The organism is Luteimonas cucumeris, from assembly GCF_007830035.1.
Taxonomy (GTDB): Bacteria; Pseudomonadota; Gammaproteobacteria; order Xanthomonadales; family Xanthomonadaceae; genus Luteimonas_C; species Luteimonas_C cucumeris.
The window spans coordinates 573,138-598,281 of record NZ_VLKN01000001.1; the positions used below are offsets into that span (position 1 = coordinate 573,138).

Consider the following 25,144-nt stretch of genomic DNA (forward strand, 5'->3'; position numbering starts at 1 on the left):
CAGCAGTGGGTTCCGGAGGCAAAGCAATGGCCCGTTTGCACAGCTCAGCGTTTGCCGTGCTGGTCCTGTTCAGCACCTCGGTATTCGCCATCGAGCCCATTCGCGTCGCCAACGAGGGTGACATCAAGCAAGCTTGGACCCTGCCGCCCGGCACCCGTCTGGCCGCCCCTGTCTATCCGACGCAGTTCGCCGAACGCGGCCTGGAGGTTTGCGTTGCCGTGGGCTACCTGCTGAATCCGGATGGCAGCACCTCAGATTTCGCGATGCTGAAAGGCTGGAACAGCGAATCCGGCGTGCACGAACCCGCCGCCGGCTTCTGGGCCGCATTCGCAGAGGCAGGCGCAGCGGCGGTTCGTCAGTGGCGATTCCAGCCGCGCCCGGAAGTGCAGCGACCGGTTCCCGTCTACACCGTGGCGACGATGTTGTTCGGAAAAGAAGGCGCCACGCTGGCGCCGGAACTGCGCCGTCGCTGTTCGATCTCCAACTTGCCTCAGCATCTTGCGAATATCCGCGAAGACAAGGACGCCCGGCGCCTGCTGGACACGGATCTTTTCGACCGGATGCAGTTGAAGCCGGTGGATTTCATGAGGCCCTGACGCTCGCGGCGGAAGCGGTTTTGCTGCATGTGAACGGATGGCAAGCGCAGGCGCATCAGGCCCGACGCTTGTTTGACAGCAGGTCCCACATGGTGTTTAACGGGGCTCCAAACGGAGGCTTACCATGGACCGTCATCTGAAAGCTGGCTGGGTGGTAGCGGGTTGCCTGGGGTTGTTTGCGGCGACGGGTATGGCCGCCGAACGTGTGAAAATAGCGAACGAAGGCGGTATCCGCGATCAGTGGATGCTGGCCGATGGCATCAAGCTGGCAGCGCCCGGCTATCCGGCCGCCTTTGCCGAGCGCGGCGACAATGTCTGCGTGGCGATGGGCTATGCGATCAACCCGGACGGTACGACCTCCGACTTCGGACTACTGAAGGCTTGGAACAGCGCCACAGGTGAAGACGAGCCGGTGGAAGGATTCTGGGATGCATTCTCACAGGCCAGTGCCGGCGCCTTGTCGGAATGGAAGTTCAAGCCGCGTCCGGAGGTTGCCGAGCCAGAGACTGTCTATACCGTGGCCACGATGAACTTCATGGGCAAGCAGGCCACCGACCCCGCTGGACTGCGTAGTCATTGCAATATTTCCGATCTGGCTTCGTTCGTGCAGAAGCAGAAGTGGGACAAAACCCAAGATGGAAGCCTGGAGAAAAGCGAGCTGCAGAACTATCTCCGCCGGCAGCAGTCCCGCAGGACGATGGTGGAAAACCCGAGGGGCTCCCTGTCGCCGGCAAGTCGCTGATTTGAGCATTTTGACGCGTATCGGGGCTGCACAAGACAGGTGGGTCGGTAGCGAGGACCGCCGACCCGCTCGGGCGGGCGGGCTATAATTGACGTTTCCCGCCGCCAGCCGAAATCCGCATATGAGCATCGAACAGCTTGCCGAAACCGCCCAGGCCATGGTGGCCGCGGGCAAGGGCATCATCGCCATCGATGAGTCCAACAACACCATCGCCAAGCGTTTTGCCGGCGTGGGCATCGAGAACAGCGAAGAGAACCGTCGCGCCTACCGCGAACTGTTGCTGACTACGCCGAACCTGGGGCAGTACATCAGCGGCGCGATCCTGTACGACGAAACCATCCGCCAGGCGACCCGGGCCGGTGTGCCGTTCACCCGGATCATGGCTGACAACGGCATCATCCCGGGGATCAAGGTCGACAAGGGCCCGCAGCCGCTGGCCGGTTTCCCGGGTGAGGTTGTCACCGAGGGCCTGGACGGGCTGCGCGAGCGCCTGCAGGAGTATTACAAGCTCGGCGCGCGCTTCGCCAAGTGGCGCGCGGTGATCAACATCGGCGACGACATCCCGTCGGGCACCTGCATCGAGGCCAACTCGCATGCGCTGGCGCGCTATGCCGCGCTGTGCCAGGAATGCGGCCTGGTGCCGATGGTCGAGCCGGAAGTGCTGATGGACGGCAGCCACGATATCGAGACCTGCTATGAAGTCACCGAAGTAGTGCTGCGCTCGCTGTTCGATGCGCTGTACCAGCAGAGCGTGATGCTCGAGGGCACCATCCTGAAGGCGTCGATGGTATTGCCGGGCAAGGACAGCGACGAACAGGCTTCGGTCGACGAGGTCGCCGAGTCGACCCTGATGTGCCTGAAGTCGACCGTGCCGGCGATCCTGCCGGGCATCGTCTTCCTGTCCGGCGGTCAGAGCGACGAAGATGCCACCGCGCACCTTGATGCAATGAACCGCCTCGGCCCGAATCCGTGGCCGCTGTCGTTCTCCTACGGCCGCGCGATGCAGTCGGCTGCACTGAAGCTGTGGTCGCAGGACCTGGCCAACAATGTCGCCAAGGCGCAGGAGACCGTATTCGCCCGCGCCAAGGACAATGGTCTTGCCGCACTCGGCAAGTGGGACAAGGCGGCCTGAGCCCGACCATGGTCACCATTGAAAACGCCGGCATTCGCCGGCGTTTTTCTTTGCAGAACGGCACAGGCTGGATTCGCACAGCAGCGGCCATCGACATAGAATTCGGCGCATGCGAACCGTAATCTGCACATGCCTGCTCGCTGCCGTACTGACTGGCTGCGCCACTGGAGGATCGCGCGTGGACGAATCGGTCGATGCCCTGATGCGCGACTACCAGGGCGAGGTTCCCGGCGCCTCCGTGCTGGTGATCCACGACGGCAAGCCGGTGGTCAGCCGTTCCTATGGCTACGCCGATCTCGAAGCGCGTGTCGCGGCCACGCCGCAGACCAATTACCGCCTGGCGTCGGTGAGCAAGCAGTTCACCGCGGCCGCGGTGCTGCTGCTGGCCGAGGACGGCAGGCTGGGCCTGGACGACCCGGTACGCAAGTGGTTGCCGACGCTGCCTGCAAGCGCCGATGCCGTCACCCTCAAGCATCTGCTCACCCACACTTCCGGACTGGTCGACTACGAAGACGTGATGGCGCCGGACGCCACCGTGCAGGTGCACGATGCCGACGTGCTGCACCTGCTCGAATCCCAGGACCGCACCTACTTTTCGCCCGGTAGCGAATACCGTTACAGCAACAGCGCCTACGCGTTGCTGGCGCTGATCGTCGAGAAGGCATCCGGACAGCGCTACGCGACTTTCCTGCGGGAACGCATATTCGCGCCGCTGGGCATGGACGATACCGTCGCCTACGAGCAGGGCGTGTCGACCGTGGCCAATCGCGCCTACGGCTACAGCCTGGCCGATGGCGAGTGGCAGCGTACCGACCAGAGTTCCACCAGCGCCGTGCTCGGCGATGGCGGAATCTATTCCTCGATTGCCGACTTGGCGAAATGGGACGCGGCGCTGTACGACGATCGCCTGCTCAGCGATGCGTCGAGGAAGCTCGCTTTCACGCCGTGGACGAAGACCGACGATCCCACGGTCGAGTACGGCTACGGCTGGCGCATCACCGGCGAGACGGTGTGGCATTCGGGCGAAACGATCGGCTTTCGCAACGTGATCGTGCGTTATCCGCAGCGCGGGTTGACGGTGGTGGTGCTGACCAATCGCGACGATCCCGAGCCGTATCGCAAGGCATTGCAGATCGCGGCGCTGTTCCTGCCGTAGGTGGGCTTTAGCCCACCGTTCGTTCTACCGGAACGACGAGACTATCCGGACAAACTGCGATGGTGGGCCTGAGCGCACCCTACAGCGATGCCAGCCATTCGTCGTCGGACCCTTCGTTGACATCCTCGAACAGGAACGTCGACAGGTAACGTTCGCCGGTGTCGGGCAGCATCGCCAGGATCACCTCGCCATCGCTCGCCGACTTCGCCACTTGCAGTGCCGCGGCAACAGTGGCGCCTGCGGAAATGCCGACGAAGAGACCTTCCTCCTGCGCCAGGCGGCGCGCGGTGTCGCGCGCGACGACATCGTCGATCGGCAGGATCTGCGCGGCGGCGTCGCGGTTCAGCACGGCCGGCACGAAGTCCGGCGTCCAGCCCTGGATCTTGTGCGGCTGCCACTCCCTGCCCGCCAACAGCGACGCGCCGGCGGGTTCGCAGGTGGTGACCTTCACTTCGGGACGGGCGACCTTCAGCACTTCGCCAACACCGGTCAACGTGCCGCCGGTGCCCCAGCCGGTGACGAAATGATCGAGGCGGCGGCCGGCGAAATCGCGCAGGATTTCCGTGGCGGTGGTCTGGCGGTGATAGGCGGGATTGGCCGGGTTCTCGAACTGCCGCGCCAGGAACCAGCCGTGCTGCTTCGCCAGTTCCTCGGCCCGGCGCACCATGCCGCTGCCACGCTCGGCGGCGGGTGTCAGGATCACCTTCGCGCCATAGGCGCGCATCAGTTTGCGACGTTCGATCGAGAACGTTTCCGACATCGTCGCAACGAATTTGTAACCTCGCGCCGCACACACCATCGCCAGTGCGACGCCGGTGTTGCCGGAAGTAGCCTCGACCACGGTATCGCCCGGTTTCAGCAGACCCTTGGCCTCGGCATCCAGGATGATGGCGATCGCCAGGCGGTCCTTGACCGAGCCGCCGGGATTGAAGGATTCCACCTTTGCATAGAGTTCGACGCCGGAAGGTGCGATGCGCTGCAGGCGCACGACCGGTGTGCGGCCGATGGTGTCGAGGATGCTGTCGTAGATCATTCTGATGACTCCCTGGGGGGGGAAGGAGAGGGAAAGTCCAGGCGGATGCCGCTCGCGCCGATGAAAGCATCAACGCATCACGGGCATGAACGCGGCCACGTATCGACGGATGCGCCATGCGGAACCAGAGCATACGACCGGATCGCCATGCAACGCACGGGTGCCCGCCAACGCATGGCTGCAGCTGCGGTTGACCGGAACGCGGCCCAGAACGCCATGGCCGATGGCATACGTGATCGACACATGCTGTCGGTAAAATCGACAGGATTTGACCGGATAGCCTGCCTCGATGCCCAGCCCCCGCTTGTTCGATATCGTCCTGACGCTGGCGCTTTGCGGGGCGGTGGCTGCCTGTGGCAAGGAGACCGGCGGCCGCGGAAACGGGGAAGCTCCGGTTTCGGTCACCACCACCGTGGTCAGGCAGCAACCCTGGAGCGACACCATCCAGGCGCTGGGCACGGCCAAGGCGCGCGAATCGATCACGGTCACGGCCAAGGTCAGCGAGACCGTGCAGGCGGTGAATTTCGAAAGCGGCGACGTCGTCGAAAAGGGCGCCGCGCTGGTCACGCTGACCGGCAACCAGCAGCAGGCGGCGCTGAACGCGGCCGAGGCGACCGCCAACGAAGCCGAGCGCCTGCTCAAGCGCCAGGAAGAACTGGCGGCGCAGCAACTGATCGCCCGTTCCGCGCTGGATACGCAGCGCGCCATCCGCGATGCCGCCCGTGCACGCGTCGCGCAGATGCGTGCGGACCTGGGTGACCGCGTGATCCGTGCGCCGTTCGCCGGCGTGCTCGGCATTCGTCAGATCAGTCCAGGCTCGCTGGTCACGCCCGGCACCGCGATTGCGACGCTGGACGATGTCGCACGCATGCATGTCGACTTCCCGGTGCCGGAAGCGATGCTCGCGCAGTTGGCCGTCGGCCAGCGGCTGACCGCGACCAGCGCCGCCTATCCTGGCCGTGAGTTCAGCGGCAACGTCAGCATCGTCGACAGCCGCATCGATCCGGTCACGCGCGCAGTCAACGTCCGTGGCGATTTCGACAATCCCGATCGCGCGCTGCGCCCGGGCATGCTGCTGCAGGTCACGCTGCTGCGCCCGGAGCGGCAGGCACTGCTGGTGCCGGAGATCGCGATCGTGCAGGTCGGCAACAGTTCCTACGTGTACCGGGTCAAGCCCGATAACAGCGTCGAGCGTGCCGACGTGACGATCGGCAGTCGCCGCAAGGGCATGGCGGAAGTGACCGGCGGGCTGGCCGTGGGCGACCGGATCGTGGTCGATGGCACCGGCAAGCTGCGGGTCGGCGCGAAGATCGTCGATGCTGCCACGGCACCGGCCGGCGCCGAATCGAAGAATACCAAGGCCGCAACGGACGCCGCCGGTGGCTGAGTTCCGCCACGCTCGCTACGCAACGCCAACGCCGGCCACGGCGCCAGACGCACGGACTACGCCATGAATCTTTCCGATCTGTCGATCCGTCGCCCGGTGTTCGCCACCGTGATGAGCCTGCTGCTGATCGTGCTCGGCGTGATGGCATTCTCGCGCCTGACCCTGCGCGAGTTGCCGGCGATCGACCCGCCGATCGTGTCGGTGGACGTCAGCTATCCCGGCGCTTCGGCGGCGGTGGTCGAAACGCGCGTCACGCAGGTGCTGGAGGATGCGCTGTCGGGCATCGAAGGCATCGAGATGATCCAGTCGCGCAGCGTCAACGGACGCTCCTCGGTGACGCTGGAATTCACCCTGACCCGCGACATCGAGGCCGCGGCCAACGACGTGCGCGATGCGATCAGCGGCGTCGCCGATCGCATGCCGGACGAAGCCGACCCGCCGGAAGTCGAAAAGGCCGACAGCGATTCGGACACGATCATGTGGCTCAACATGAGCTCCACGACGATGGACACGCTGCAGCTGTCGGACTACGCCGATCGCTACGTGGTCGACCGCCTGTCGAGCCTGGATGGCGTCGCCCAGGTCCGCATCGGCGGCCGCCAGCGCTATGCGATGCGGGTCTGGCTGGACAGCGCGGCGATGGCCGCGCGCGGCGTCACCGCACTGGACATCGAGAACGCGCTGCGTGCCGAGAACGTGGAACTGCCCGCTGGCCGCATCGAATCGGAGGCGCGCGACTTCACCCTGCGCGTGGCGCGCGGCTACCAGGAGCCGGCCGATTTCGCGCGCATTCCGCTGAAGAAGGGCGAGGACGGCTACGTGGTGCGGCTGGGCGACGTGGCCAAGGTCGAGCTGGCCTCGGCCGAGCGCCGCGCCTACTACCGCAGCAACGGCACGCCCAACATCGGCCTGGGCATCATCAAGACCTCCACCGCCAATGCGCTGGACGTGACCCGTGCCGCGCGCGCGGCGGCGGTGGAAATCCAGAAGTCGTTGCCGGAAGGCACCAACATCTTCGTCGCGTTCGACGACACGGTGTTCATCGAGGCCTCGGTCGAACGCGTGTACGCGACGCTGCTCGAATCGGTGGTGCTGGTGCTGCTGGTGATCTGGCTGTTCCTGGGCAGCCTGCGCGCGGCGCTGATCCCGGCGCTGACGGTGCCGGTGTGCCTGGTCGCCGCGTTCATTCCGCTGTACCTGTTCGGTTATTCGATCAACCTGCTGACCTTGCTGGCGCTGGTGCTGTCGATCGGATTGGTGGTGGACGACGCGATCGTGGTGGTGGAGAACATCCAGCGCCGCATCGACCTGGGCGAGCCGCCGCTGGTCGCGTCGCGCCGCGGCACCCAGCAGGTCGCGTTCGCCGTGATCGCCACCACCACGGTGCTGGTGGCGGTGTTCCTGCCGGTCGGCTTCATGGAAGGCAATACCGGCCGCCTGTTCCGCGAACTGTCGGTTGCGCTGGCCGGCGCGGTGGCGCTGTCGGCATTCGTCGCGCTGACGCTGACGCCGATGATGGCGTCCAAGCTGCTACGCCCGCATCGCGAGGAAAAGATCAACCGCGTCAACCGCTGGGTCAATGGCCGGCTGAATGCGTTGAGCGCGCGCTACCGCTCGCTGCTGGACCGCAGCGTCGACCGGCACTGGCTGTTCATCGCGCTGATGCTGGGCGCGGTGGCGCTGAGCTATGGCCTGCTGCGCTGGGTGCCTTCGGAACTGGCGCCGGCCGAGGATCGCGGCGCGTTCTTCGTGTCCGTGGTCGGCCCGGAAGGCGCTGGTTTCGACTACACCGTCGAGCAGATCCGCGAGGTCGAACGGATCTTCGCCCAGCATAGCGGCGACGACAAGGCGATCCGCCGCTACAACACGCGCGTGCCCGGTGGCTTCGGCGCCAGCGAGGAAATGCACAGCGGCAACGTGATCGTGTTCCTGCAGGAATGGAACCAGCGCGATGCCAGCACCAGCGAAGTCGCCGAATCGTTGCGCGCCGATCTCGGCAAGCTGACCGGCGTGCAGGCGCAACCACGTGTCGGTGGCGGCCTGGTCGGCAGTCGCGGCCAGCCGATCCAGATCGTGCTCGGCGGTCCCGAATACGCCGAAATCGCGAAGTGGCGCGACACGCTGATGCAGCGCATGGAGTCCAATCCGGGCCTGTTCTCGGTCGATTCCGATTACAAGGAAACGCGCCCGCAGATGCGCGTGCAGATCGACCACCAGCGCGCCGCCGACCTCGGTGTCAGCGTGTCGGACATCGGTCATGCGCTGGAGACGATGATGGGCAGCCGTCGCGTCACCACGTTCGTGCAGGAAGGCGAGGAGTACGACGTGATCGTACAGGCTGGCCGCGATGGCCGCGCCGCGCCGGCCGATCTGGCAGCAATCGAGGTGCGCACGCGCAGCGGCGACCTGGTGCCACTGACCAACCTGGTCACGCTGAGCGAGCTGGCCGAGCCTGGCAGCCTCAACCGCTTCAACCGCATGCGCGCGATCACCATCACCGCCGGCCTGGCACCGGGCTACACCATGGGCGAGGCGCTGACATTCCTGCAGAACGTGGTCGACACCGAACTGCCCGATTACGCGCAGGTCGACTGGAAGGGCGAGTCGCGCGAGTACCAGAAGGCCGGCGGCGCCGTGCTGCTGACGTTCACCCTTGCATTGCTGGTGGTGTACCTGGTGCTGGCGGCGCAGTTCGAAAGTTTCATCCATCCGTTCGTGATCATGCTGACGGTGCCGCTGGGCGTGCTCGGCGCGCTGATCGGTCTGGCGATGACCGGCGGCACGCTGAATCTTTTCAGCCAGATCGGCATCGTCATGCTGGTCGGCCTGGCGGCGAAGAACGGCATCCTGATCGTCGAATTCGCCAACCAGTTGCGCGACGAAGGCCGCAGCATCCACCAGGCCATCGTCGAATCCGCCGGCGTGCGCCTGCGTCCGATCCTGATGACCTCGATCGCCACCGCGGTCGGCGCGCTGCCGCTGGTGCTGGCTGGCGGCCCGGGTTCGGCCAGCCGCGCCACGATCGGCGTGGTGGTGATCTTCGGCGTGTCGTTCTCGACACTGCTGTCGCTGTTCGTGGTGCCGGCGTTCTACGTGCTGCTGGCCAAATACACGCGATCGCCGCATGCGGTATCCAACGAACTGGAGAAGCTGGAATCGCAGACGCCGCAGGCTGGCGGCCACGCCTGACCGGGCTCGCGTATCCTGTCCGCGGACTGGACGGAGTCGCAGCGTGAACCGGGTGGATGCGATCGACATTGGCGGCGGCCTGCGCCTGCGCACCTGGCGCCAGGAGGATCTGCACGCGCTGCTGCGGCACGCCGACGACGAGCAGGTCGCGCGCGGTCTCAGCGAGCGTTTTCCGTCGCCTTACACGCGTGCCGATGGCGAGGCGTTCCTGGCTGGCGACGTGGTCGATTTCAGCGATCCGGTATTCGCTATCGAGATCGCTGGCGAAGCCTGCGGTGGCATTGGCGCGCGTCCGGGACAGAACGAGCGCGGGCATTCCGCCGAACTGGGTTACTGGCTCGGGCGTGCGTTCTGGAGGCGCGGTCATATGACCCGCGTCGTGGCCGCATTTGTGCCCTGGCTGATGCGGGAACTGCACCTGCATCGGCTGCAGGCCGGCGTGCTGGATTTCAATACCGCTTCGGCGCGCGTGTTGTCGAAGAATGGCTTCGCCACCGAAGGCGTGCAGCGGCAGGCGATCCGCAAGCGCGATCGATACCACGACCTGCACCTGTTCGCCCGGTTGCGGAGCGAATAGACCATGGGTACCAAGCCTCCATCTCCCTGGGATCGACATCCGTCACGCAGCAGGCCGGAGCGTGCGCATCGCGAGCGGCCGACCGATTCCAATGCATCGATGCACGCCGACCACAAGCGCGAATTGCGCCTGTATGGACTCAACGCCGTGCGCGCGGTGTTCGCACGGCGGCCCGAAGCAATCCGCAAGGTCTATCTCAACGAGGCACGCATTCCGCAGCTGCAGGCCCTGCTGAAATGGTGCGCGGTGCACCGCATCGGCTATCGCGTGGTCGAGGATGCCGACCTGCAGAAGCTGGCCGCCAGTTCGCATCACGAAGGCGTGGTCGCCGACGTGCTGCGCGAACCTGCGCAGTCGTTGCTGACCTGGCTGCAGGCGCTGTCGTCTGACCGGCACTGCGCGTTGTGGTTGGACGGCGTCGGCAACCCGCATAACCTTGGCGCGATCCTGCGTTCGGCCGCGCATTTCGGCGTGGCCGCGATCCTGCTGCCGCAGCATTCGTCGCTGGCATTGTCCGGCGCGGCGGCGCGCGTGGCAGAGGGCGGTGCCGAAGCCGTGCCGTTCGTGCAGCTCGGCGAATCCGTCGAGGCCATCGCGCAGCTGCATGCGGCCGGCTTCGCATTGGCCGCGACGGTGGTCGCTGGTGGTGAGGATGTGTTTGCTGCGGAGCTGCCGCGTCGTCTGGTCTATGTGCTCGGTGCGGAAGGCGAGGGCATGGATCGCGGGCTCGCGGCGGACTGCGACCTGCGCCTGTCGATCGTCGGCAGCGGTGCCGTCGAGAGCCTCAATGTCGCTTCGGCGACGGCGGTGCTGCTGGCGGAATGGTCGCGTCGCGGCGCATGAGCATTGCCGGCTGCGAACGCTATCGCGATCATGCGGCGTGGCAGCACGCGGACGAGGGTACCCGCCAGCGCTGGCAGGCGCAGTCGACGCAGCTGCAGACCTTGCGCCGCTCGCCCGATCCGCTTCGCATGCCCGGCAAGTGCAGCCTGTGCGGGCGCCATACCGATTTCGTCTGGGCGGACGGCGCGACAGCGCTGAATGGCTGTTTCCGCGAATCGCTGTGCTGCCGTCTTTGCTACGCCAACTCGCGCCAGCGGGCCGCGGCGGCGGTGTTGTTCGACCAGCTCGACGCCGCCTCGGCCCGGATCTACCTGACCGAACAGGCCAGCCCGTTCTGCCTGCAGCTGCGTCGGCGTGTACCGGGCACGGTCGGCAGCGAATTCATTTCGTCATGGCGACAGCGCCTGCGGCTGTCGGCCTGGCTGCTGCGTCATGGGCAGGCGCCCGGGCTGCGCCATCAGGACATCACGCGGCTGTCGTTCCGTGACGGCGACTTCGATGCGGTCCTCAGCATGGAAGTGCTGGAACACGTGCCTGACTACCCGGCGGCGTTGCGCGAACTGGGGCGCGTGCTCAAGCCGGGAGCGGCGCTCGTCCTGACCGTACCGTTCTATGCCAACTCGGCGGAGACCACGACGCTGGCGCGAATCGATGCATCGGGGCGCATCGAGCATCTGCAGCCGCCCGAATACCACGGCGATCCGCTCGGCGGCGGCGTGCTGTGTTACCACCATTTCGGCTGGGACCTGCTGGATGCCATCCGCGCCGCCGGCTTCAGCGAAGCGGAAGCGTGGCGCCTGTGCGATCCCGCACAAGGCTGGCCGGAACCGCAATGGGTGCTGCGCGCGCGGCGTTGAGCTGAGTCGGATGCCGTAGGGCGGAGCCGGCTCCGCCGTTTCCAGACAACAATGTTGAGCAGCGCAGCCAGGCGCAACCCGACAAAATCCCGTCACTCCCCGCCGCGCGGTTCCGCAGCCTTCGGCGCGCTGCCGAAATCGCCGTCGCTCTGCGCGGCCAGCCAGGTGAACACGGTGTACGCGGCGACGTTCTGCGCCAGCACCTTCGGATCGATCTTGTCGAGCGTGTCGTCGGCGTTGTGGTGCAGGTCGAAGTAGTCGGTACCGTCGTGCGACAGCGATCCCCAGGCCATGCCGCGCGCGGCCAGCGGGCCGATGTCCGACTCCGGACCGCCTTCGCCGGGCGTGTATTCGATGCCCAGCGGCGCCAGCGCCTTGGCGATCTGCTCGACGGCCGGCTTCGCGTAGGCCGGAGCGCTGCTGTCGAAGGCATAGATGCGGCCCGCACCGAAGTCGCTTTCGGCGGCGATGTGGTGCCTGGCGACGTCCTTGAAATACTTGTCGGCATAGGCGCGACCACCGAACAGGCCCTGTTCCTCGTTGGCGAAGGCAACCACGCGCAGCGTGCGTGCCGGTTTCAGCGGCTTGATCAGCGCTGCCGCGGCCATGGTGATGCCGATGCCGGCGGCATCGTCGATCGCACCGGTACCGTGATCCCAGGAATCGAGATGGCCGCCGATCAGCACCACTTCATCGGGCCTGCTGCTGCCGGTGATTTCGCCGATCACGTTCTGCGAGGTGTATTCGCCGTCGAAGCCGACATCCAGCGCGATGCGTACTTTCGTCGGACCGAGCTTGACCAGTCGCGCTAGTTGGTCGGCGTCGGGCAGCGACAGCGCAGCGGAGGGAATCGGCTTCACGCCATCTGCGAAGCGCGTACCACCGGTGTGGGCGACGCGGTGCGATGCGGTGCCGGCCGATCGCATCAGGAACGCGCTTGCGCCCTTGCTCGATGCCACCGTCGGGCCGCGGCCACGGATGCCGCCGCCGTGGCGATAATCGCTGCCGTCCTGCGTTTTCTTCATCTGGTAATCGACGAACGCGATCTTGCCTGCGAGCGAACCTTCCGGTGCCGCCTGCAGCGCGGCCAGGTCGGCGAAGCGCACGACTTCGGTTTCGACCGTGCCGCCAGGACTGCCGCCGAGCGCGGTCAGCACCAGATGCTGCGCGTGCGCGCCGAGCACTTCACCGGACTCGCTGCGACGCACCCATTTCGGGAACGTGACCGGTTCGGTCCAGACCTTGTCGTAACCCAGCTCCTTGAACTTGGCCACGGCCCATTCGACTGCGCGCGCATCCGCTTCGGTGCCGGGCAGGCGTGCACCGACCTCGGTGGTCAGCGATTCGGTGATCTTCCAGCCCAGATCGCTGGCCAGCGCCTGCTCGCGCAGTTGCGGGACCTGCGCGACCGCGGTCTGCGGAATGGTGGTCTGCTTGTCTGCAGCGAAGGCGGAACTGGCGGCGATGGCAAGCGCCAGCGCGGTGATCGACAGCGAAAGACGCATTGCAGGCTCCGGACGCGGCAAAGCCGCGAGCTTATCAGCCCGTCATCCGGAGTCTTTGTGCCAGTGGTCATGCAACGCCGGGTCCATCGTGCAGCGCCCGCTCAACCGCTGCGCGAAGCCAGTGGGACAGCTCCGCGCTGAAGGCGGGCGCGGATCAGCGCTTGAGGTTGTCGCGGATCTCGCGCAGCAGCAGCACTTCTTCGCTGGGCGCGGCGGGCGTCGCCGGCGGCTTGCGATTGAGCCGGTTGATCGCCTTGATGGCCAGGAAGATGGCGAACGCGACGATGACGAACTGGATGATCGCGTTGATGAATTCGCCAATGCCGATCGTGACCGCAGGAATCGCCTTGCCGGCCGCGTCCACGCCCGCTTCCTTGAGTGTGATCGCCCATTTCGAGAAGTCGACGCCGCCAATGAGCATGCCGATCGGCGGCATGATGATGCGGTCCACGAGCGCGGTGACGATCCTGCCGAACGATGCGCCGATGACGACACCGACGGCGAGGTCGATGACGTTGCCGCGCATCGCGAATTCCTTGAATTCACCCATCATGCCCATCGCGTTTCTCCTTTCCGCAAACGCCGCCGGTCGCGACGGAATCAGGCTACACCAGTGCCCGTGGGCACCGCGATCTCGCCGCGCAGCTCGACGATGCCGTCGAGGCGGGCGACGAACGCATCGCCGATCTGCAAGGGTCCGACCCCCGCCGGCGTGCCCATGAATACCAGGTCGCCGGCACGCAGCGCGTACAGCTTCGACAATTCGTGGAGGATATCGCCGACGTCCCAGATCAGGTCCGACAGCGCGCCGTGCTGCCGCGTTTCACCATTGATCTGCAGTGTGAGCGTCAGCGCATCGAGCGCGCCGACATCGTGCGCGGGCACCAGTTCGCTGACCGGTGCGGAATGGTCGAAGGCCTTGCCGGTATCCCACGGCAGGCCCTTGGCCTTGGCCGCCGCCTGCAGGTCGCGCCGGGTCAGGTCGAGGCCGACGCCGTATGCGAAGACCAGCGTTTCGGCGGCATCCGCGTCCAGCACGCCGGCGGGTGCATCGCGGCCCAGCGCGACCACCAGCTCGATTTCGTGGTGCAGGTCGTGCGTGCCATGCGGATACGGCACGATGCCATCGACGACGATCGCATCGGCAGGCTTGAGAAAGAAGACCGGCTGGCCGCGTTCGGCTTTCGATGCGGGCGCGGCGGCGCCCATCTCGCGTGCGTGGTCGGCGAAGTTGCGGCCGACGCAGTAGATGCGGCGCACCGGAAAGTGCCCATCGCCGCGCACCGGGATGCGCGAGGGAACCGGCGCGGGAATCGCGTCGGTCACGGCCGACTCAACGCAGCAGTGGCTTGCCGACGACGCGGTACTCGCCTTCGACCACGTTGCGGTCGGCGGCGACCACCTTGCCGCGCTGGCGGAACACGCGCAGCAACAGGCCGGCGGCCACCATCGCAGCGCCAACGAACAGACCGAACACCAGCAACACCACCAGCAGGGCCAGGCCGACCAGGCCGAACGCGATCCGCAGCAGGGGATGGCGTGGTTTGCGCGGCGAGAACGCCCAGCGCAGGGAATCGCGGTGGAAATGGAAGGCAGGCATCGTGACGGTCATGACAGAATGCGGCGAATGGCCGCGGCACAGTATCGGGCACGCCATCGGTGCATTTGTAAGGAGTTCGTTAATGCAGCACTTGATCACACTCGCCGACATCGCCGATGGCGGATTCGCGGAGGCCGAGGCCACGCTCGACGGCGATGCCGAATCGGTGATCCTGCATCGCGATGGCGATCAGGTGCGCGCCTGGCTCAACGTCTGCCCGCACGCCGGCCGGCGACTGGACTGGGCGCCGGGCCAGTTCCTGAAAAGCAAGGAGGGCCTGCTGGTCTGCGCCGCGCACGGTGCGAGCTTCGAACTGGCGAATGGCGAGTGCGTCGCCGGACCGTGTCGTGGTTCGTCGCTGCAGGCGATCGCACTGTCGATCGTCGACGGCAATGTATTGCTAGCCAAGCACCGGCCGGCATAACGCTGCGCGCACTGCTGTCATCCAGCCAACTCAGGCTGTATCGGGCGATTGGCCGGCCCGGCAACGACGCGTCGCATGATCAATGAAGTCAACGGCAGCGGGAGCAGCGCCATGAGCGCACCCGGCAGCAACGCCTGCCACTCCAGGACCAATGCCGGCTGCGCAAGCACGAGCCGATACTGCCAAAGAAAACCCGGTAGCAGTGCAACTGCCAGATACGTCCAAAGCCTGGCGGGTCGCAGCCTGCATAGCAGGTACGCGGCAGGCACGCACAACAACGTGTTGGTGAGCAGGTCGGCCGGGTACAGGACGCCGTAGAAGGAGGCGCCCCTGAGGCCATGGGAAATGAGCCAGCCAGGCAAGGGCGTGAACAGGCCGATGTAGACCCACGCCAGAATAAGCAGGTAGGTATGGGCCGCGCCGATCAGGGCTGCGAGCAGGATTGAAACGGGAAATGTGTGCAGCTTCATGCCGGTAACTCCTGTAGGCCGGTGTGTTTGCGGATATTCGTGAATCGGTTCGGCTTGAATGAGCTGTTAAGGCGCGCCCACGTTGGGTAGTTGACGAGCCGCAGCTTCTACTTGCGGGCAAGATGTCTCATAGCCGTGCAATGGCAAAGCCCGCAATTTCTCAGCAAGATCAGATGGGGAATCAGTCTGCTCAACAGCATTGGCAATCATGCCGATAGCATTGGAGTAGCACTGGCCAGCACCAAACTGCTCAGAAAAGGCGCCAAGCCAGAAGAAGAACGGTGCTGCGGCGGCGATGGTTGCAAGACCGAGCCATTTGGCACGTCGCGGGGCTGTCCATACGGCGACGATAAAGAGAAGCGCCAATACGAAGAAGCCGATGGGGAGTACCAAGAGTAGTAATGTCGTTGTCATAGCGCCCTAATGTTTGAGCTAGCCGCGCCACGAAGCGGCGTTGGCTTGAATGGCCTGCAAGACATCATGGGCGGGCATCAAGCAATTTGGTGGCTTCATCTTTCACGAAGTGGACGAATGCTTCCAGCTGATCCGTGCGTGACGCCAAGCAATCTTTTCCTTGCCCAAGATATGCCTGCCGGGCTTCAAGCAGTACGGACTGATGTTGAGCTGGCAAACGTTCCAGGGCCCAGCAGGCAGCCGCATCCTTGGATGCGACCTTGCAGGTTTCCGTGCTGTACCAGATACGAGACAAGGTGAGCACTACATTGCGCTCATCGCCCGCCCAATCCGGCGGCGAATTCCATAGGTCCAAGGTGTCGGTCAGCGCCTTGAGCAGATCGCTTTCCGGAACCGGGTCGAAGCAATCTTCTGCCGCTGAGCCTGCCAAGGCGATGCTATGCCGCCTTGCTTTCGTCAGCAGGATTGCCAGGTCCATATCGGCGGTGGCAGGTTCGAAGATGCCGGCAAGAATATCCTTGCGCTGCCACTCTCCGAATTGCAGCTCCCGTCTGGCCGGATAACGCCAAGGGACGACATCACTGCGCACAACGACCGTAACTTCCAGGGCGCGGAGAACCCTGCTTTCGCCATGAGGGGCCGAAACCTCCAGAAGATCAACGAGCAGAGCTCGCCGCACAGCCTCATCGAGCCGTGCGGCCACGGTGACCAGCAAATCGATATCACTGTGCGGCTTCAGTCCACCATCCAGTGCGGAGCCGTACAGATGGACGGCCAGCAGCGTCGATTCCAGATGACGCTCGATGACGTCGAGCGCTTGTGACAGTTGCACCGAAATTTCGGCAGGGACCGTGTCACTCATGTGTTTGACTTGAGTTAGGCGACCGCGAAGCGGGTTGGCTTGAATGAATTGTTAGACCGGGCTAGGGATGCGAAGCCGCGTGCAACCGTAGCGCCTGTTCCTTGTCTGAGAGTGGCCTGAGGAACACACCCGGCTTGATACCAATGAAGCCTGGTCCTTTAAGCAGTACCAACCGTACCTCCGTGTCATCGGCATGGGCCTCCTGAATCTGACCGAGGGTATAGTGGAGATGAGAAGCCAGCGGAACCGGAATTACGTCAGGAACCTTTGAGGCATTTGTCACAAGAACATGGTCAACCCGGATACGCAGCCTAATCGTGTTGTCCAAACCAGGGCCGGTGCGGGCCTTTGGATCTGCTACCGGATTGCCCTGATCATTAACCATGTCTACTCCTACGACGCGGCCGACAAGGACATGGTCGGCCTGTTGGGCCATATCTTCCAGAGTTGCCTCGTACGGGAAGCCAGTGATGGCAATAGCCGGGATCAGCGCAATCAGAGTTAACAAGACGCGGCGCATGCGACCTCCCCGGTATAACGCCTGAATTATGCCGAGCCGCGAAGCGGCTTCGGCTTGAAGAAGTTGTTAGGCCGCAGTTGCGCGTGGATTGTGTAGCCCGGTGATACGTGTAACACGGCCAACTGCCACTCTCTTCGGGCCCTCGTGGCAATAGAACTCTACTCCGGGCTTGATGCGAGCGCGGTGGGTTTGCTCTCGCATCTCATCAACGACTACGGTCATTCGCGCTGGAAGATCTACGCCCAGCGGCAGTGGGAAGTCTTTAAGCAAGCTATCTCCGTCGGGGCCATAGAAGTCGGGCCAGATCATGTACATCTGGTCGAGGGAGCTGTCTGCAGCGTAGGAGAAATCCCAGCGTATGCCGTTGAAAGGCGGAGTCCTACGGCCACCCTCTGACTCCGAGAGAATCCGGATGGTCGCCTCAAAGTCATCCGCTATCGGGTAGAGACTGTGCATGTGTGCGGCCGAACGCCTGAATTAAGTTGAGCCGCGAAGCGGCTTCGGTTTGAATGAATTGTTAGCTGCCAGCTAGAGCAACTGGTAACCAAAAACGCCAACTAGTGCGGCCCCGCCACGGGCGATCAATATTGCCACTAGGGCGAGAACAAAAGACCACCGCCACATTTCATATTTAACGCCCGCGACGCCTAGGCGCTTATCAGCTGCGTCGGAAAGCTTGCGCACTGAGTCCTCTAGGTTGGAGATGCGATCGTCAAGGCTCTGCATGCCTCCCGAGGAAAGCACGTGAATTTCACTAACGCCTCGAAGTTTCGCGGCTTTAGCCTCATCCACTTGCTGCGAGAAGCTATCGCGGTGTGCAAGTTGCTCCCGGATCAGAGGCTCCCACTCCAAGTATGAGAGTGCGACAAAACCGGAGACAGCGAATAACGCCCAGCCAGCCAGCTCCGAAATGGTCCGGACGCTGCTTGAGTCGAATTTTGCAGTTTGGATTGACGCGGCAAGCAGCGTGAATACGAGCGCCACAAAATAGTAGCGGAACTGCGACTGTAGCCGCTCCGCTGCTTCTAGTTGCTTGATCACGGACGAGTCTGTCATGGCAGCTAACGCTCAGTGGACCCCTAATAAATAGACCTACATAACCTGCCGCTTCGACAAGAGGGAAGGACACTCGAAATACAGGGATCCCACCCGCTCACTTCCCCCAGAACATGATGTTGACCGCCAGCACCGCGATCATCGTGTAGACCAGCGACAGCGGGCCGCCGACGCGCCACAGGTCCTTCGAGGTGTAGCCGGCGGGGCCGGTGATCATCGACATCACCGGATTGGACGCGGTCATGAAGTTGTTGGAAGCAGACAGCGCCACGATCAGCGCGAATGCGGTCGGGTTGCCGCCTGCGGCGAGCGCGAGGTTGACCGCCATCGGCACCATCACGATGGTCGCGCCGACGTGGCTGATCACCAGCGAGAACAGCGTGGTCAATATCGCCACGGCCAGTTCGATCGCCCATACCGGCATGCCTTCGGGCAATCGGGCGAGGGTGTGCCCTGCGACCCAGGCCGCGGCGCCGCTGGAGTCCATCGCCCAGCCCAGCGGGATCAGGCAGGCCATCAGGAACACGGTCTTCCAGTTGATCGCGCCGTAGGCCTCGTCCATGTTCAGCACGCCGGCGATCAGCATGCCGGCCACGCCGGTCATCAGCGCGATCGACACCGGGATGCGCGAGCTCAGCGCCAGCAGCATGGTGATGGCGAAGATCGACATCGCGATCTTGAACTTGTGCGGGCGCTGCTCGCCCTTCGGATAGTCGGTGACGACCACGAAGTCCTTGTCGGACGCCGCCTGCCCGAGGTCCTGCCAGATGCTGTGCAGCACCAGCATGTCGCCGGCGCGCAGTGGCAGCTGGCGCACGTTGTCGCGCAGCACTTCCTTGTCGCGGTTGACCGCCAGCAGGCTGATGCCGTGCTTCTTGCGCAGCTGCAGGTCCGCCGAGGTCTTGCCGATGAACTTCGAGGTCGGTGGCACCACCGCTTCGGAAATACCGGCGCGGCTGGGGTTGAACAGGTCGCGGAACTCGCGCAGCCGCGTGCTCATGCGCAGGAACTGGTTCTGCGCGAAATCGGCGACTTGCTGGCGCGGGCCCATCGCGCCGATCACGCTGCCGACCCAGATGCGCGCGTCCGCCGGTGGCGCCAGCCGCGATTCGTTGCCGGTCTTCAGTGCCAACAGCAGCGGCGCGTCGTGCAGGGCTTCGGCCTCGCCCAGCGACATGCCGACCAGCGGGCTGTCGGCGCTGACGGTGAGTTCGAACACGTCGCCTTCGATGCCGTAGGCGCGCGCGAAATAGCTTTCGGTGCGCGCCGGCGTCACGCCGCCGTCGCCTTCGTCGCGCAGCCGCTTGTCGCCGAAATAACGGAAATACAGCAGCGATGCGCCGAGCAACGCCAGGCCGATCGGCAGCGGCGCGAACATGCGCAGCGGTTCCAGCGTGGCTGCACCGGACGGCAGGTTGCTGTTGGCCGAAACCAGCAGATCGTTGAGCAGGATCAGCGGCGAGTTGCCGACCATGGTCAGCGAGCCGCCCATGATGATCGCCGCGGCGATCGGCAGCAGCAGCCGCGACAGCGACAGGCCGGTGCGCGAGCTCAGCCGCGAGGCGACCGGCAGGTACAGCGCCATCACCGACGGGTTCTGCATGATCGAGGAATTGAGGCCGGCCACCGCGGTGGTCAGCAGCAGCAGTCGCTGTTCGGCGCCGCGCGCGCGGCGCAGCAGCCAGGCGGCAAGCCGGTTCAGCGCACCGGTGCGTTCCAGGCCCGCGCCGAGGATCATCGTCGAGATGACGCTCATCACCGCGCCGCCGGAGAAGCCGCCGAACAGGTCTTCCGGCGCGACCAGGCCTGTCAGGCCGAGCAGCACCAGCACCACCAGCGCGACCACGTCGGCGCGGATGCGGTCGAACAGGAACAGCGCCATCGTCAGACCGACCAGCCCGAGCACGAGCTTCATGTCGGAGGTGAGGGTGAGGGCGCTTTCCATGCGGCTCAGGGCTGAGTATGGAAGTTGGAGGACGGGAAGCGGGCCGGACCGGCGTGGACGCTGCGGCTTCTCAGCCCTGGGCCATCAGCCTTCTGCGTCGTACCGGAATCCATGTCCCCACTTGTCTCCACGGTTCAGTCGATCCGCTCATACAGCAGGTCGAACACTTCATGGCCCAGTCGCTGGCCGCGCGATTCGAAATGCGTCTGCGGTCGCCACGGCGGCCGCGCCACGTGTCCGCGTGCTCCGGCCTGGTTGCGCAGTCCAACAGTGGCATCGAGCACGTCCCACATCTGCTCGGCATAGTCCTGCCAATCGGTCGCCAGGTGCAAGCGGCCGCCGACTGCCAGCTTGCGCGCCAGCAGCGCGGCGAATCCCGGCTGCAGCAGGCGGCGCTTGTTGTGGCGCTTCTTGTGCCAGGGATCGGGGAAGTAGATGCGGACTTCGTCGAGCGATCCGTCGGCGATGTCGTTGTCGAGCACTTCGACGGCGTCGTGGTGGTAGAGGCGGACGTGGTCGCTGCCGTCCTCGGCCAGTGCGTTCAGCAGGCGGCCCACGCCGGGCGCGTGCACTTCGATGCCGATGTAGTCGCGCGTCGGATCGTGGCCAGCGGCGAAGCGCAGCGCTTCGCCATTGCCGAAGCCTATTTCCAGCACGCGCGGCGCATGGCGCCCGAACACGGCGTCGAAATCGCGGGGCGTGCCGCGGTTTTCCGGCGGTATGTAGTCCAGGCCGAAGCGCGGCCACAACTCATCGAAGGCGCGCTGCTGTGCCGGGGTGAAGCGGCCCTGACGCAGCACGAAGCTGCGCACGTTGCGGCGGCCTTCCTGTTGCGTGTACGGCTTCTTTTGCAGCGACTCGATCATGGAGGTGGGTTCGTCGCCCTCAACCGATCAGGCCGTCGAGCGGCGACGAGGCGCTGGCGTAGCGCTTGCGCGGAATGCGTCCGGCGCGGAACGCGGCGCGTCCTGCTTCGACCGCCAGTTTCATCGCCTGCGCCATCAGCACCGGATCGCGCGCGCCGGCGATGGCGGTGTTCATCAGCACGCCGTCGCAGCCCAGTTCCATCGCGATCGCGGCGTCCGATGCGGTGCCGACGCCGGCGTCGACGATGATCGGCACCTTCGCGTTCTCGATGATCTCGACCAGGTTCCACTTGTTCTGGATGCCCAGGCCCGAGCCGATCGGCGCGGCCAGCGGCATCACCGCGACGCAGCCGATCTCTTCCAGGCGCTTGGCCAGGATCGGATCGTCGCTTGTGTAGACCATCACCTCGAAGCCGTCGGCGACCAGCTGTTCGGCTGCCTTCAGCGTCTGCACCACGTCCGGGAACAGCGTCTTCTGGTCGCCCAGCACCTCGAGTTTGGTGAGGTTGTGGCCGTCGAGCAGTTCGCGCGCCAGCCGGCAGGTGCGCACCGCGTCCTCGGCGGTGTAGCAGCCGGCGGTGTTGGGCAGGATCGTGTACTTGTCCGGCGGCAACACGTCGAGCAGGTTCGGCTCGCCGGGATTCTGGCCAATGTTGGTGCGACGGATCGCAACGGTGACGATCTGCGCGCCGGCGGCATCGGTGGCGCGGCGCGTTTCGTCGAGATCCTTGAACTTGCCGGTGCCGGTGAGCAGGCGCGAGCGATAGGTCTTTCCGGCGATCACCAGCGGATCGGATGAGGCTAAATCATTCATTCACGGATTATGTCGGATGGCGTCGTGTTTGTGATGCATCGCGCGGCTGCGTCCGCCCGCGCGATCACCGCGCAGTCATCCTCGGGATGCCCGTGGCTGCAGGACCTGCCGGCAGTGAATCCGATGCCTGCCGGCGATGGATGCGGCACGTGCATCGGCTTGAGCCGTCGACGCGCGATGTGAGGTGGAAGGTCGCCTGGTTGGCAGTGCCGCCAGCACGGCTGTCGTTCCTTTTCGTTGCGAAGCTATCCCACGGAGAACGACGCGCCACGCGTGCGCCTGCCGGATCGGGCGGAGGCGCCACGCCGCATGCCGCCGGCGAAGAAGTCCCTCGGAAGGAGCTGTCGACCCCCTCGGCCGGGACAAAAAGTCTCGCGCGAGGGGCGACCCACCCTCTCGATCGGGGCAAAAAGTCTCGTGCGAGGGGCGAACCACCCTCTCGGTCGGGGCAAAAAGTCCCGTGCGAGGGGCAACCCACCCCTTCGGCCGGGACAAAAAGTCTCGTGCGAGAGGCGATCCACCCTCTCGGCCGGGGCAAAAAGTCGAACTCGTGGACCTTCGCGGGCCCGCACGAAGCGCTGCCAGCTCCTGCGGCTGACGAACGCCAGGCCTGCAGCGCGGGCCGAAGTGGCATGCCTGGGCGGGATGGCGCAGCGTGATAGGGATGCGCGCCGGACCTGCAGAGCCTGCGAATGGCTCAACCGCCGCCAAGCGCGTGCACGATCTCGACCCTGTCGCCGGGCTGCAGGCGGTGTTCGCCGTGGCGCCCGCGCGGCACGATCTCGCCATTGACCTCGACCGCGACGCGGCGTTCGCCCAGGTCCTGTTCCAGCAGCAGTGCGGTGATGGTGCGGGTGCTGTCCGACAGCGACACGACGTCGCCATTCAAGTAGATGTCCATGCCGCCATTGTCGCGCGTCGTGCGCGGATCCGCGCGGTGTTTGCGGCCGGCCATGCCCCATTGGTCAGGCTTGAGCGGGGCCACCCTTCGTGAAACGATGCGGCACCATCCGGTGTCGTATTGACGGTTCGCAGCCGATTCTGGTCCGGATCGACCACTTCCAGGGAGAGAAGCCAATGAAATCATCCAGGCCCGTGCGTAGCTTGATTGCCGCCGCGCTCGCTGTTGCCGCTGCGCCGGCGCTGGCGCAGTCGCCGACCTATTCGCAGACCGTGTTCTTCGGCGACAGCCTGACCGACGGCGGCTTCTTCCGGCCGCTGCTGCCGCCGGAATCGCAGCCGTTCATTGGCCAGTTCACCACCAACCCGGGCTGGGTCTGGTCGCAGTACCTGGCCGACTACTACGGCACCAATGGTGCCGCCAACGGCAACGGCCAGACCGGCGACAACTACGCGGTCGGCGGTGCGATGGTCGGTACCGACCGGACGGGCGATCTCGGGCCGACGCCGTCGCTGGCGACGCAGATGAACAATTACCTCGCCAGCACCGGCGGCCGTGCCAATCCGGACGCGCTGTATACCGTCTGGGGCGGCGCCAACGACCTGTTCTCGATCACCGATCCGGCGCAGGCGCCGGCGGTCATCGGCGCGGCGGTCACCGCACAGGCCGGCATCGTCGGCACGCTGCAGAATGCCGGCGCGCGCTACGTGCTGGTGCCAAACATTCCCGACCTCGGGCTGACCCCGGCCTTCACCGCGCAGGGCAGGGTGGCGCAGGGCACCGCGCTGGCCACCGCCTACAACAATGCGCTGTACGGCGCGCTCGGCAGCGCCGGACTGCGGGTGATCCCGGTCAATGCGTTCTCCTTCCTGCGTGAAGCGGTCGCCAATCCCGGCCTGTACGGTTTCCGCAATGTCACCGGTACCGCCTGCCAGCCGCAGATCACCGCGCAGTCGCTGACCTGCAATCCCGGCACCTACGCCAGCCCGGATGCGGCCAGCGCCTACCTGTTCGCCGACGGCGTGCACCCGACCGTGGCCGCGCACCAGATGCTGAGCCAGCTGGCGGTGTCGGTGCTGGAAGGCCCGCGCCAGATCGCGTTGCTGCCGCGCTCGGCGGAAACCATCGGCCACGCCCGCGCCGACCGCGTCACCGAACACCTGGCCAGCGCGCGGCCGGAAGCCGACGGCATGGCCTGGTGGAGCGATCTGCGCGGCGACATCCAGCGCTTCGACAAGGGCAGCACCGGCGCCGGCTTCGACGGCGGCGGCCCGACACTGATGTTCGGCATCGACTGGGCCCGCGCCAACCTGGTCTACGGCGCCTTCGCCGGTTATGGCCAGCAGAAGATCGATTTCGGCCATCGTGCCGGCGACTTCGATCAGACCGACACCAGCATCGGCGGCTACTTCGGCTGGTACGGCGAGCAGGGCCTGTGGGCCGGCGCGCAGCTGAGCTACAGCCAGCTGTCGTTCGATGTCGACCGCAAGGTCCATATCGGGCCGGCCACGCGCATCCACCAGGGCTCGCCGGACGGCGACAACCTCAGCTTCGCCATCGACGGCGGCTGGGAGTTCGGTGACGACGCGTTGCGCCATGGCCCGGTCGTCGGCCTGCTGTCGCAGAGCATCGACGTCGACGGCTACGCCGAAAGCGACGCGTCGCTGTCCAGCTCGCTAGCCTTCCCCGAGCAGAGCCGCGATTCGCTGATCGGCAGCGTCGGCTACCGCGCCAGCTACGCGATCAACGCCAGCGTGCGTCCCTACGGACAGTTCTCCTGGAACCACGAGTTCGAGGAAGACGCCGAGGAAGTCTTCGGCCACGTGCAGTCGCTGCCCGGCACCGGCGACTACGCGGTCCCCGGGCTGGAGTTCGACCGCAACTACGGCACGTTGCTGATCGGCGCGGAGTCGAAGATGTTCGGACTCGACGCCAACATCGGCGCCAGCGTCACGGTCGGCCAGAGCGACGGGCACGACGCCAGCCTGTTCATGAGCCTGCGCCGTCCGTTCTGATCGCAATGCCGCGGCGCCCGCGATGGGCGCCGCGCGCGCTGCGCGTCGGCTTGGCAGGCAGGCCCGGCATGAACGGGCGCCCGGTTTGCCGACGGCGGAATCACGCTAGAATCCGCTCCGCAGGCGGGTGTAGTTCAATGGTAGAACTGCAGCTTCCCAAGCTGCTAGCGTGGGTTCGATTCCCATCACCCGCTCCAACCCCTTATCGACGGCGACCCTGGTGTCGCCGTCGTTTTCTGC

The 25,144-nt window shown here is 65.3% G+C and carries 25 protein-coding genes and 1 tRNA gene; 12 read left to right on the forward strand and 14 right to left on the reverse strand.

Annotated elements, in window-relative coordinates; genetic code table 11:
• Positions 1 to 26: 26 nt before the first annotated feature.
• The 4 genes from IP90_RS02585 to IP90_RS02600 all read left to right on the forward strand — a co-directional run bounded on the left by IP90_RS02585 (position 27) and on the right by IP90_RS02600 (position 3,626).
• A complete protein-coding gene (locus IP90_RS02585) occupies positions 27 to 596 on the forward strand; it encodes an energy transducer TonB (protein WP_158635249.1) in 570 nt (189 codons plus the stop codon).
• A gap of 124 nt (positions 597 to 720) precedes the next feature.
• Positions 721 to 1,338 (forward strand): hypothetical protein, encoded by a 618-nt coding sequence (locus tag IP90_RS02590; protein ID WP_144898041.1) that lies wholly within the window; start codon positions 721 to 723, stop codon positions 1,336 to 1,338.
• A gap of 121 nt (positions 1,339 to 1,459) precedes the next feature.
• Complete coding sequence (locus IP90_RS02595; RefSeq protein ID WP_144898042.1) at positions 1,460 to 2,470, forward strand: class I fructose-bisphosphate aldolase; 1,011 nt, start codon at positions 1,460 to 1,462, stop codon at positions 2,468 to 2,470.
• Between the two features lie 202 nt (positions 2,471 to 2,672).
• Positions 2,673 to 3,626 carry a serine hydrolase domain-containing protein gene (locus IP90_RS02600; protein ID WP_425477055.1) on the forward strand — a complete coding sequence of 318 codons (954 nt, stop codon included), beginning with the start codon at positions 2,673 to 2,675 and terminating at the stop codon, positions 3,624 to 3,626.
• Positions 3,627 to 3,705: 79 nt separating this feature from the next.
• Here the strand turns inward: IP90_RS02600 and cysK are convergent, their stop codons facing one another.
• On the reverse strand, positions 3,706 to 4,659 hold the full coding sequence (cysK, locus tag IP90_RS02605) for a cysteine synthase A (protein ID WP_144898044.1): 954 nt from the start codon (positions 4,657 to 4,659) through the stop codon (positions 3,706 to 3,708).
• Positions 4,660 to 4,948: 289 nt separating this feature from the next.
• Between cysK and IP90_RS02610 the strand changes: the two genes are divergently transcribed.
• From IP90_RS02610 to IP90_RS02630, 5 genes are all read left to right on the forward strand, one after another.
• The gene (locus tag IP90_RS02610; protein WP_144898045.1) at positions 4,949 to 6,046 is read left to right on the forward strand and encodes an efflux RND transporter periplasmic adaptor subunit; all 1,098 of its coding nucleotides are present in this window, start codon (positions 4,949 to 4,951) and stop codon (positions 6,044 to 6,046) included.
• A 63-nt stretch (positions 6,047 to 6,109) separates the two neighbouring features.
• Positions 6,110 to 9,235: an efflux RND transporter permease subunit gene (locus tag IP90_RS02615; RefSeq protein ID WP_144898046.1), complete on the forward strand. Its 3,126-nt coding sequence runs from the start codon at positions 6,110 to 6,112 to the stop codon at positions 9,233 to 9,235.
• Between the two features lie 43 nt (positions 9,236 to 9,278).
• On the forward strand, positions 9,279 to 9,812 hold the full coding sequence (locus tag IP90_RS02620) for a GNAT family N-acetyltransferase (RefSeq protein WP_242007454.1): 534 nt from the start codon (positions 9,279 to 9,281) through the stop codon (positions 9,810 to 9,812).
• 3 nt (positions 9,813 to 9,815) lie between these two features.
• Positions 9,816 to 10,655, forward strand: coding sequence for a TrmH family RNA methyltransferase (locus tag IP90_RS02625; protein ID WP_199753371.1), 840 nt, complete (start codon positions 9,816 to 9,818; stop codon positions 10,653 to 10,655).
• Positions 10,652 to 11,512 (forward strand): class I SAM-dependent methyltransferase, encoded by an 861-nt coding sequence (locus IP90_RS02630; protein WP_158635250.1) that lies wholly within the window; start codon positions 10,652 to 10,654, stop codon positions 11,510 to 11,512. Before IP90_RS02625 ends, IP90_RS02630 begins: the two co-directional genes overlap by 4 nt.
• 92 nt (positions 11,513 to 11,604) lie before the next feature.
• Here the strand turns inward: IP90_RS02630 and IP90_RS02635 are convergent, their stop codons facing one another.
• From IP90_RS02635 to IP90_RS02650, 4 genes are all read right to left on the reverse strand, one after another.
• On the reverse strand, positions 11,605 to 13,017 hold the full coding sequence (locus tag IP90_RS02635) for a M28 family peptidase (RefSeq protein WP_144898050.1): 1,413 nt from the start codon (positions 13,015 to 13,017) through the stop codon (positions 11,605 to 11,607).
• A gap of 154 nt (positions 13,018 to 13,171) precedes the next feature.
• Positions 13,172 to 13,576, reverse strand: coding sequence for a large-conductance mechanosensitive channel protein MscL (gene mscL / locus IP90_RS02640; protein ID WP_144898051.1), 405 nt, complete (start codon positions 13,574 to 13,576; stop codon positions 13,172 to 13,174).
• Between the two features lie 41 nt (positions 13,577 to 13,617).
• The gene (locus tag IP90_RS02645; RefSeq protein ID WP_144898052.1) at positions 13,618 to 14,343 is read right to left on the reverse strand and encodes a fumarylacetoacetate hydrolase family protein; all 726 of its coding nucleotides are present in this window, start codon (positions 14,341 to 14,343) and stop codon (positions 13,618 to 13,620) included.
• 7 nt (positions 14,344 to 14,350) lie between these two features.
• Positions 14,351 to 14,629: a hypothetical protein gene (locus IP90_RS02650; RefSeq protein WP_425477052.1), complete on the reverse strand. Its 279-nt coding sequence runs from the start codon at positions 14,627 to 14,629 to the stop codon at positions 14,351 to 14,353.
• A 70-nt stretch (positions 14,630 to 14,699) separates the two neighbouring features.
• Here IP90_RS02650 and IP90_RS02655 point away from each other — a divergent pair, with 70 nt between their 5' ends.
• Positions 14,700 to 15,041: a Rieske (2Fe-2S) protein gene (locus tag IP90_RS02655; protein WP_144898053.1), complete on the forward strand. Its 342-nt coding sequence runs from the start codon at positions 14,700 to 14,702 to the stop codon at positions 15,039 to 15,041.
• Between the two features lie 17 nt (positions 15,042 to 15,058).
• On the opposite strand, the gene IP90_RS02660 is transcribed toward IP90_RS02655, so the two are convergent.
• From IP90_RS02660 to thiS, 9 genes are all read right to left on the reverse strand, one after another.
• A complete protein-coding gene (locus tag IP90_RS02660; protein ID WP_144898054.1) occupies positions 15,059 to 15,511 on the reverse strand; it encodes a hypothetical protein in 453 nt (150 codons plus the stop codon).
• A 66-nt stretch (positions 15,512 to 15,577) separates the two neighbouring features.
• Entirely contained in the window at positions 15,578 to 15,925 is a 348-nt protein-coding gene (locus tag IP90_RS02665; RefSeq protein WP_144898055.1) for a hypothetical protein, read from the reverse strand.
• Positions 15,926 to 15,989: 64 nt separating this feature from the next.
• Positions 15,990 to 16,787 carry an AadA family aminoglycoside 3''-O-nucleotidyltransferase gene (locus IP90_RS02670; protein WP_144898056.1) on the reverse strand — a complete coding sequence of 266 codons (798 nt, stop codon included), beginning with the start codon at positions 16,785 to 16,787 and terminating at the stop codon, positions 15,990 to 15,992.
• Between the two features lie 61 nt (positions 16,788 to 16,848).
• Positions 16,849 to 17,307, reverse strand: coding sequence for an RNA-binding protein (locus IP90_RS02675; protein WP_144898057.1), 459 nt, complete (start codon positions 17,305 to 17,307; stop codon positions 16,849 to 16,851).
• Positions 17,308 to 17,835: 528 nt separating this feature from the next.
• Positions 17,836 to 18,348, reverse strand: a complete 513-nt coding sequence (locus IP90_RS02685) for a hypothetical protein (RefSeq protein WP_144898059.1) — start codon at positions 18,346 to 18,348, stop codon at positions 17,836 to 17,838.
• Between the two features lie 112 nt (positions 18,349 to 18,460).
• A complete protein-coding gene (locus tag IP90_RS02690; protein ID WP_144898060.1) occupies positions 18,461 to 20,308 on the reverse strand; it encodes an SLC13 family permease in 1,848 nt (615 codons plus the stop codon).
• Positions 20,309 to 20,442: 134 nt separating this feature from the next.
• Positions 20,443 to 21,174: a tRNA (guanosine(46)-N7)-methyltransferase TrmB gene (trmB, locus tag IP90_RS02695; protein ID WP_144898061.1), complete on the reverse strand. Its 732-nt coding sequence runs from the start codon at positions 21,172 to 21,174 to the stop codon at positions 20,443 to 20,445.
• Positions 21,175 to 21,193: 19 nt separating this feature from the next.
• Positions 21,194 to 21,988, reverse strand: coding sequence for a thiazole synthase (locus tag IP90_RS02700; RefSeq protein ID WP_144898062.1), 795 nt, complete (start codon positions 21,986 to 21,988; stop codon positions 21,194 to 21,196).
• Between the two features lie 697 nt (positions 21,989 to 22,685).
• The gene (thiS, locus tag IP90_RS02705) at positions 22,686 to 22,889 is read right to left on the reverse strand and encodes a sulfur carrier protein ThiS (RefSeq protein ID WP_144898174.1); all 204 of its coding nucleotides are present in this window, start codon (positions 22,887 to 22,889) and stop codon (positions 22,686 to 22,688) included.
• Positions 22,890 to 23,065: 176 nt separating this feature from the next.
• On the opposite strand from thiS, the gene IP90_RS02710 reads away from it, so the two are divergent.
• The gene (locus IP90_RS02710) at positions 23,066 to 24,904 is read left to right on the forward strand and encodes an autotransporter domain-containing protein (RefSeq protein ID WP_144898063.1); all 1,839 of its coding nucleotides are present in this window, start codon (positions 23,066 to 23,068) and stop codon (positions 24,902 to 24,904) included.
• Positions 24,905 to 25,027: 123 nt separating this feature from the next.
• Positions 25,028 to 25,101 (forward strand) — tRNA-Gly (locus IP90_RS02715).
• The last annotated feature ends 43 nt before the right edge of the window (positions 25,102 to 25,144 follow it).

Excerpts from the sequence above, each read along its gene's own strand:
- IP90_RS02585 (WP_158635249.1), top strand. The coding sequence starts at position 27 with ATGGCCCGTTTGCACAGCTCAGCGTTTGCCGTGCTGGTCCTGTTCAGC.
- IP90_RS02590 (WP_144898041.1), top strand. The coding sequence starts at position 721 with ATGGACCGTCATCTGAAAGCTGGCTGGGTGGTAGCGGGTTGCCTGGGG.
- IP90_RS02595 (WP_144898042.1), top strand. The coding sequence starts at position 1,460 with ATGAGCATCGAACAGCTTGCCGAAACCGCCCAGGCCATGGTGGCCGCG.
- IP90_RS02600 (WP_425477055.1), top strand. The coding sequence starts at position 2,673 with ATGCGCGACTACCAGGGCGAGGTTCCCGGCGCCTCCGTGCTGGTGATC.
- cysK (WP_144898044.1), bottom strand. The coding sequence starts at position 4,659 with ATGATCTACGACAGCATCCTCGACACCATCGGCCGCACACCGGTCGTG.
- IP90_RS02610 (WP_144898045.1), top strand. The coding sequence starts at position 4,949 with ATGCCCAGCCCCCGCTTGTTCGATATCGTCCTGACGCTGGCGCTTTGC.
- IP90_RS02615 (WP_144898046.1), top strand. The coding sequence starts at position 6,110 with ATGAATCTTTCCGATCTGTCGATCCGTCGCCCGGTGTTCGCCACCGTG.
- IP90_RS02625 (WP_199753371.1), top strand. The coding sequence starts at position 9,816 with ATGGGTACCAAGCCTCCATCTCCCTGGGATCGACATCCGTCACGCAGC.
- IP90_RS02630 (WP_158635250.1), top strand. The coding sequence starts at position 10,652 with ATGAGCATTGCCGGCTGCGAACGCTATCGCGATCATGCGGCGTGGCAG.
- IP90_RS02635 (WP_144898050.1), bottom strand. The coding sequence starts at position 13,017 with ATGCGTCTTTCGCTGTCGATCACCGCGCTGGCGCTTGCCATCGCCGCC.
- mscL (WP_144898051.1), bottom strand. The coding sequence starts at position 13,576 with ATGGGCATGATGGGTGAATTCAAGGAATTCGCGATGCGCGGCAACGTC.
- IP90_RS02650 (WP_425477052.1), bottom strand. The coding sequence starts at position 14,629 with ATGACCGTCACGATGCCTGCCTTCCATTTCCACCGCGATTCCCTGCGC.
- IP90_RS02655 (WP_144898053.1), top strand. The coding sequence starts at position 14,700 with ATGCAGCACTTGATCACACTCGCCGACATCGCCGATGGCGGATTCGCG.
- IP90_RS02660 (WP_144898054.1), bottom strand. The coding sequence starts at position 15,511 with ATGAAGCTGCACACATTTCCCGTTTCAATCCTGCTCGCAGCCCTGATC.
- IP90_RS02665 (WP_144898055.1), bottom strand. The coding sequence starts at position 15,925 with ATGACAACGACATTACTACTCTTGGTACTCCCCATCGGCTTCTTCGTA.
- IP90_RS02670 (WP_144898056.1), bottom strand. The coding sequence starts at position 16,787 with ATGAGTGACACGGTCCCTGCCGAAATTTCGGTGCAACTGTCACAAGCG.
- IP90_RS02675 (WP_144898057.1), bottom strand. The coding sequence starts at position 17,307 with ATGCGCCGCGTCTTGTTAACTCTGATTGCGCTGATCCCGGCTATTGCC.
- IP90_RS02690 (WP_144898060.1), bottom strand. The coding sequence starts at position 20,308 with ATGGAAAGCGCCCTCACCCTCACCTCCGACATGAAGCTCGTGCTCGGG.
- trmB (WP_144898061.1), bottom strand. The coding sequence starts at position 21,174 with ATGATCGAGTCGCTGCAAAAGAAGCCGTACACGCAACAGGAAGGCCGC.
- IP90_RS02700 (WP_144898062.1), bottom strand. The coding sequence starts at position 21,988 with ATGAATGATTTAGCCTCATCCGATCCGCTGGTGATCGCCGGAAAGACC.
- thiS (WP_144898174.1), bottom strand. The coding sequence starts at position 22,889 with ATGGACATCTACTTGAATGGCGACGTCGTGTCGCTGTCGGACAGCACC.
- IP90_RS02710 (WP_144898063.1), top strand. The coding sequence starts at position 23,066 with ATGAAATCATCCAGGCCCGTGCGTAGCTTGATTGCCGCCGCGCTCGCT.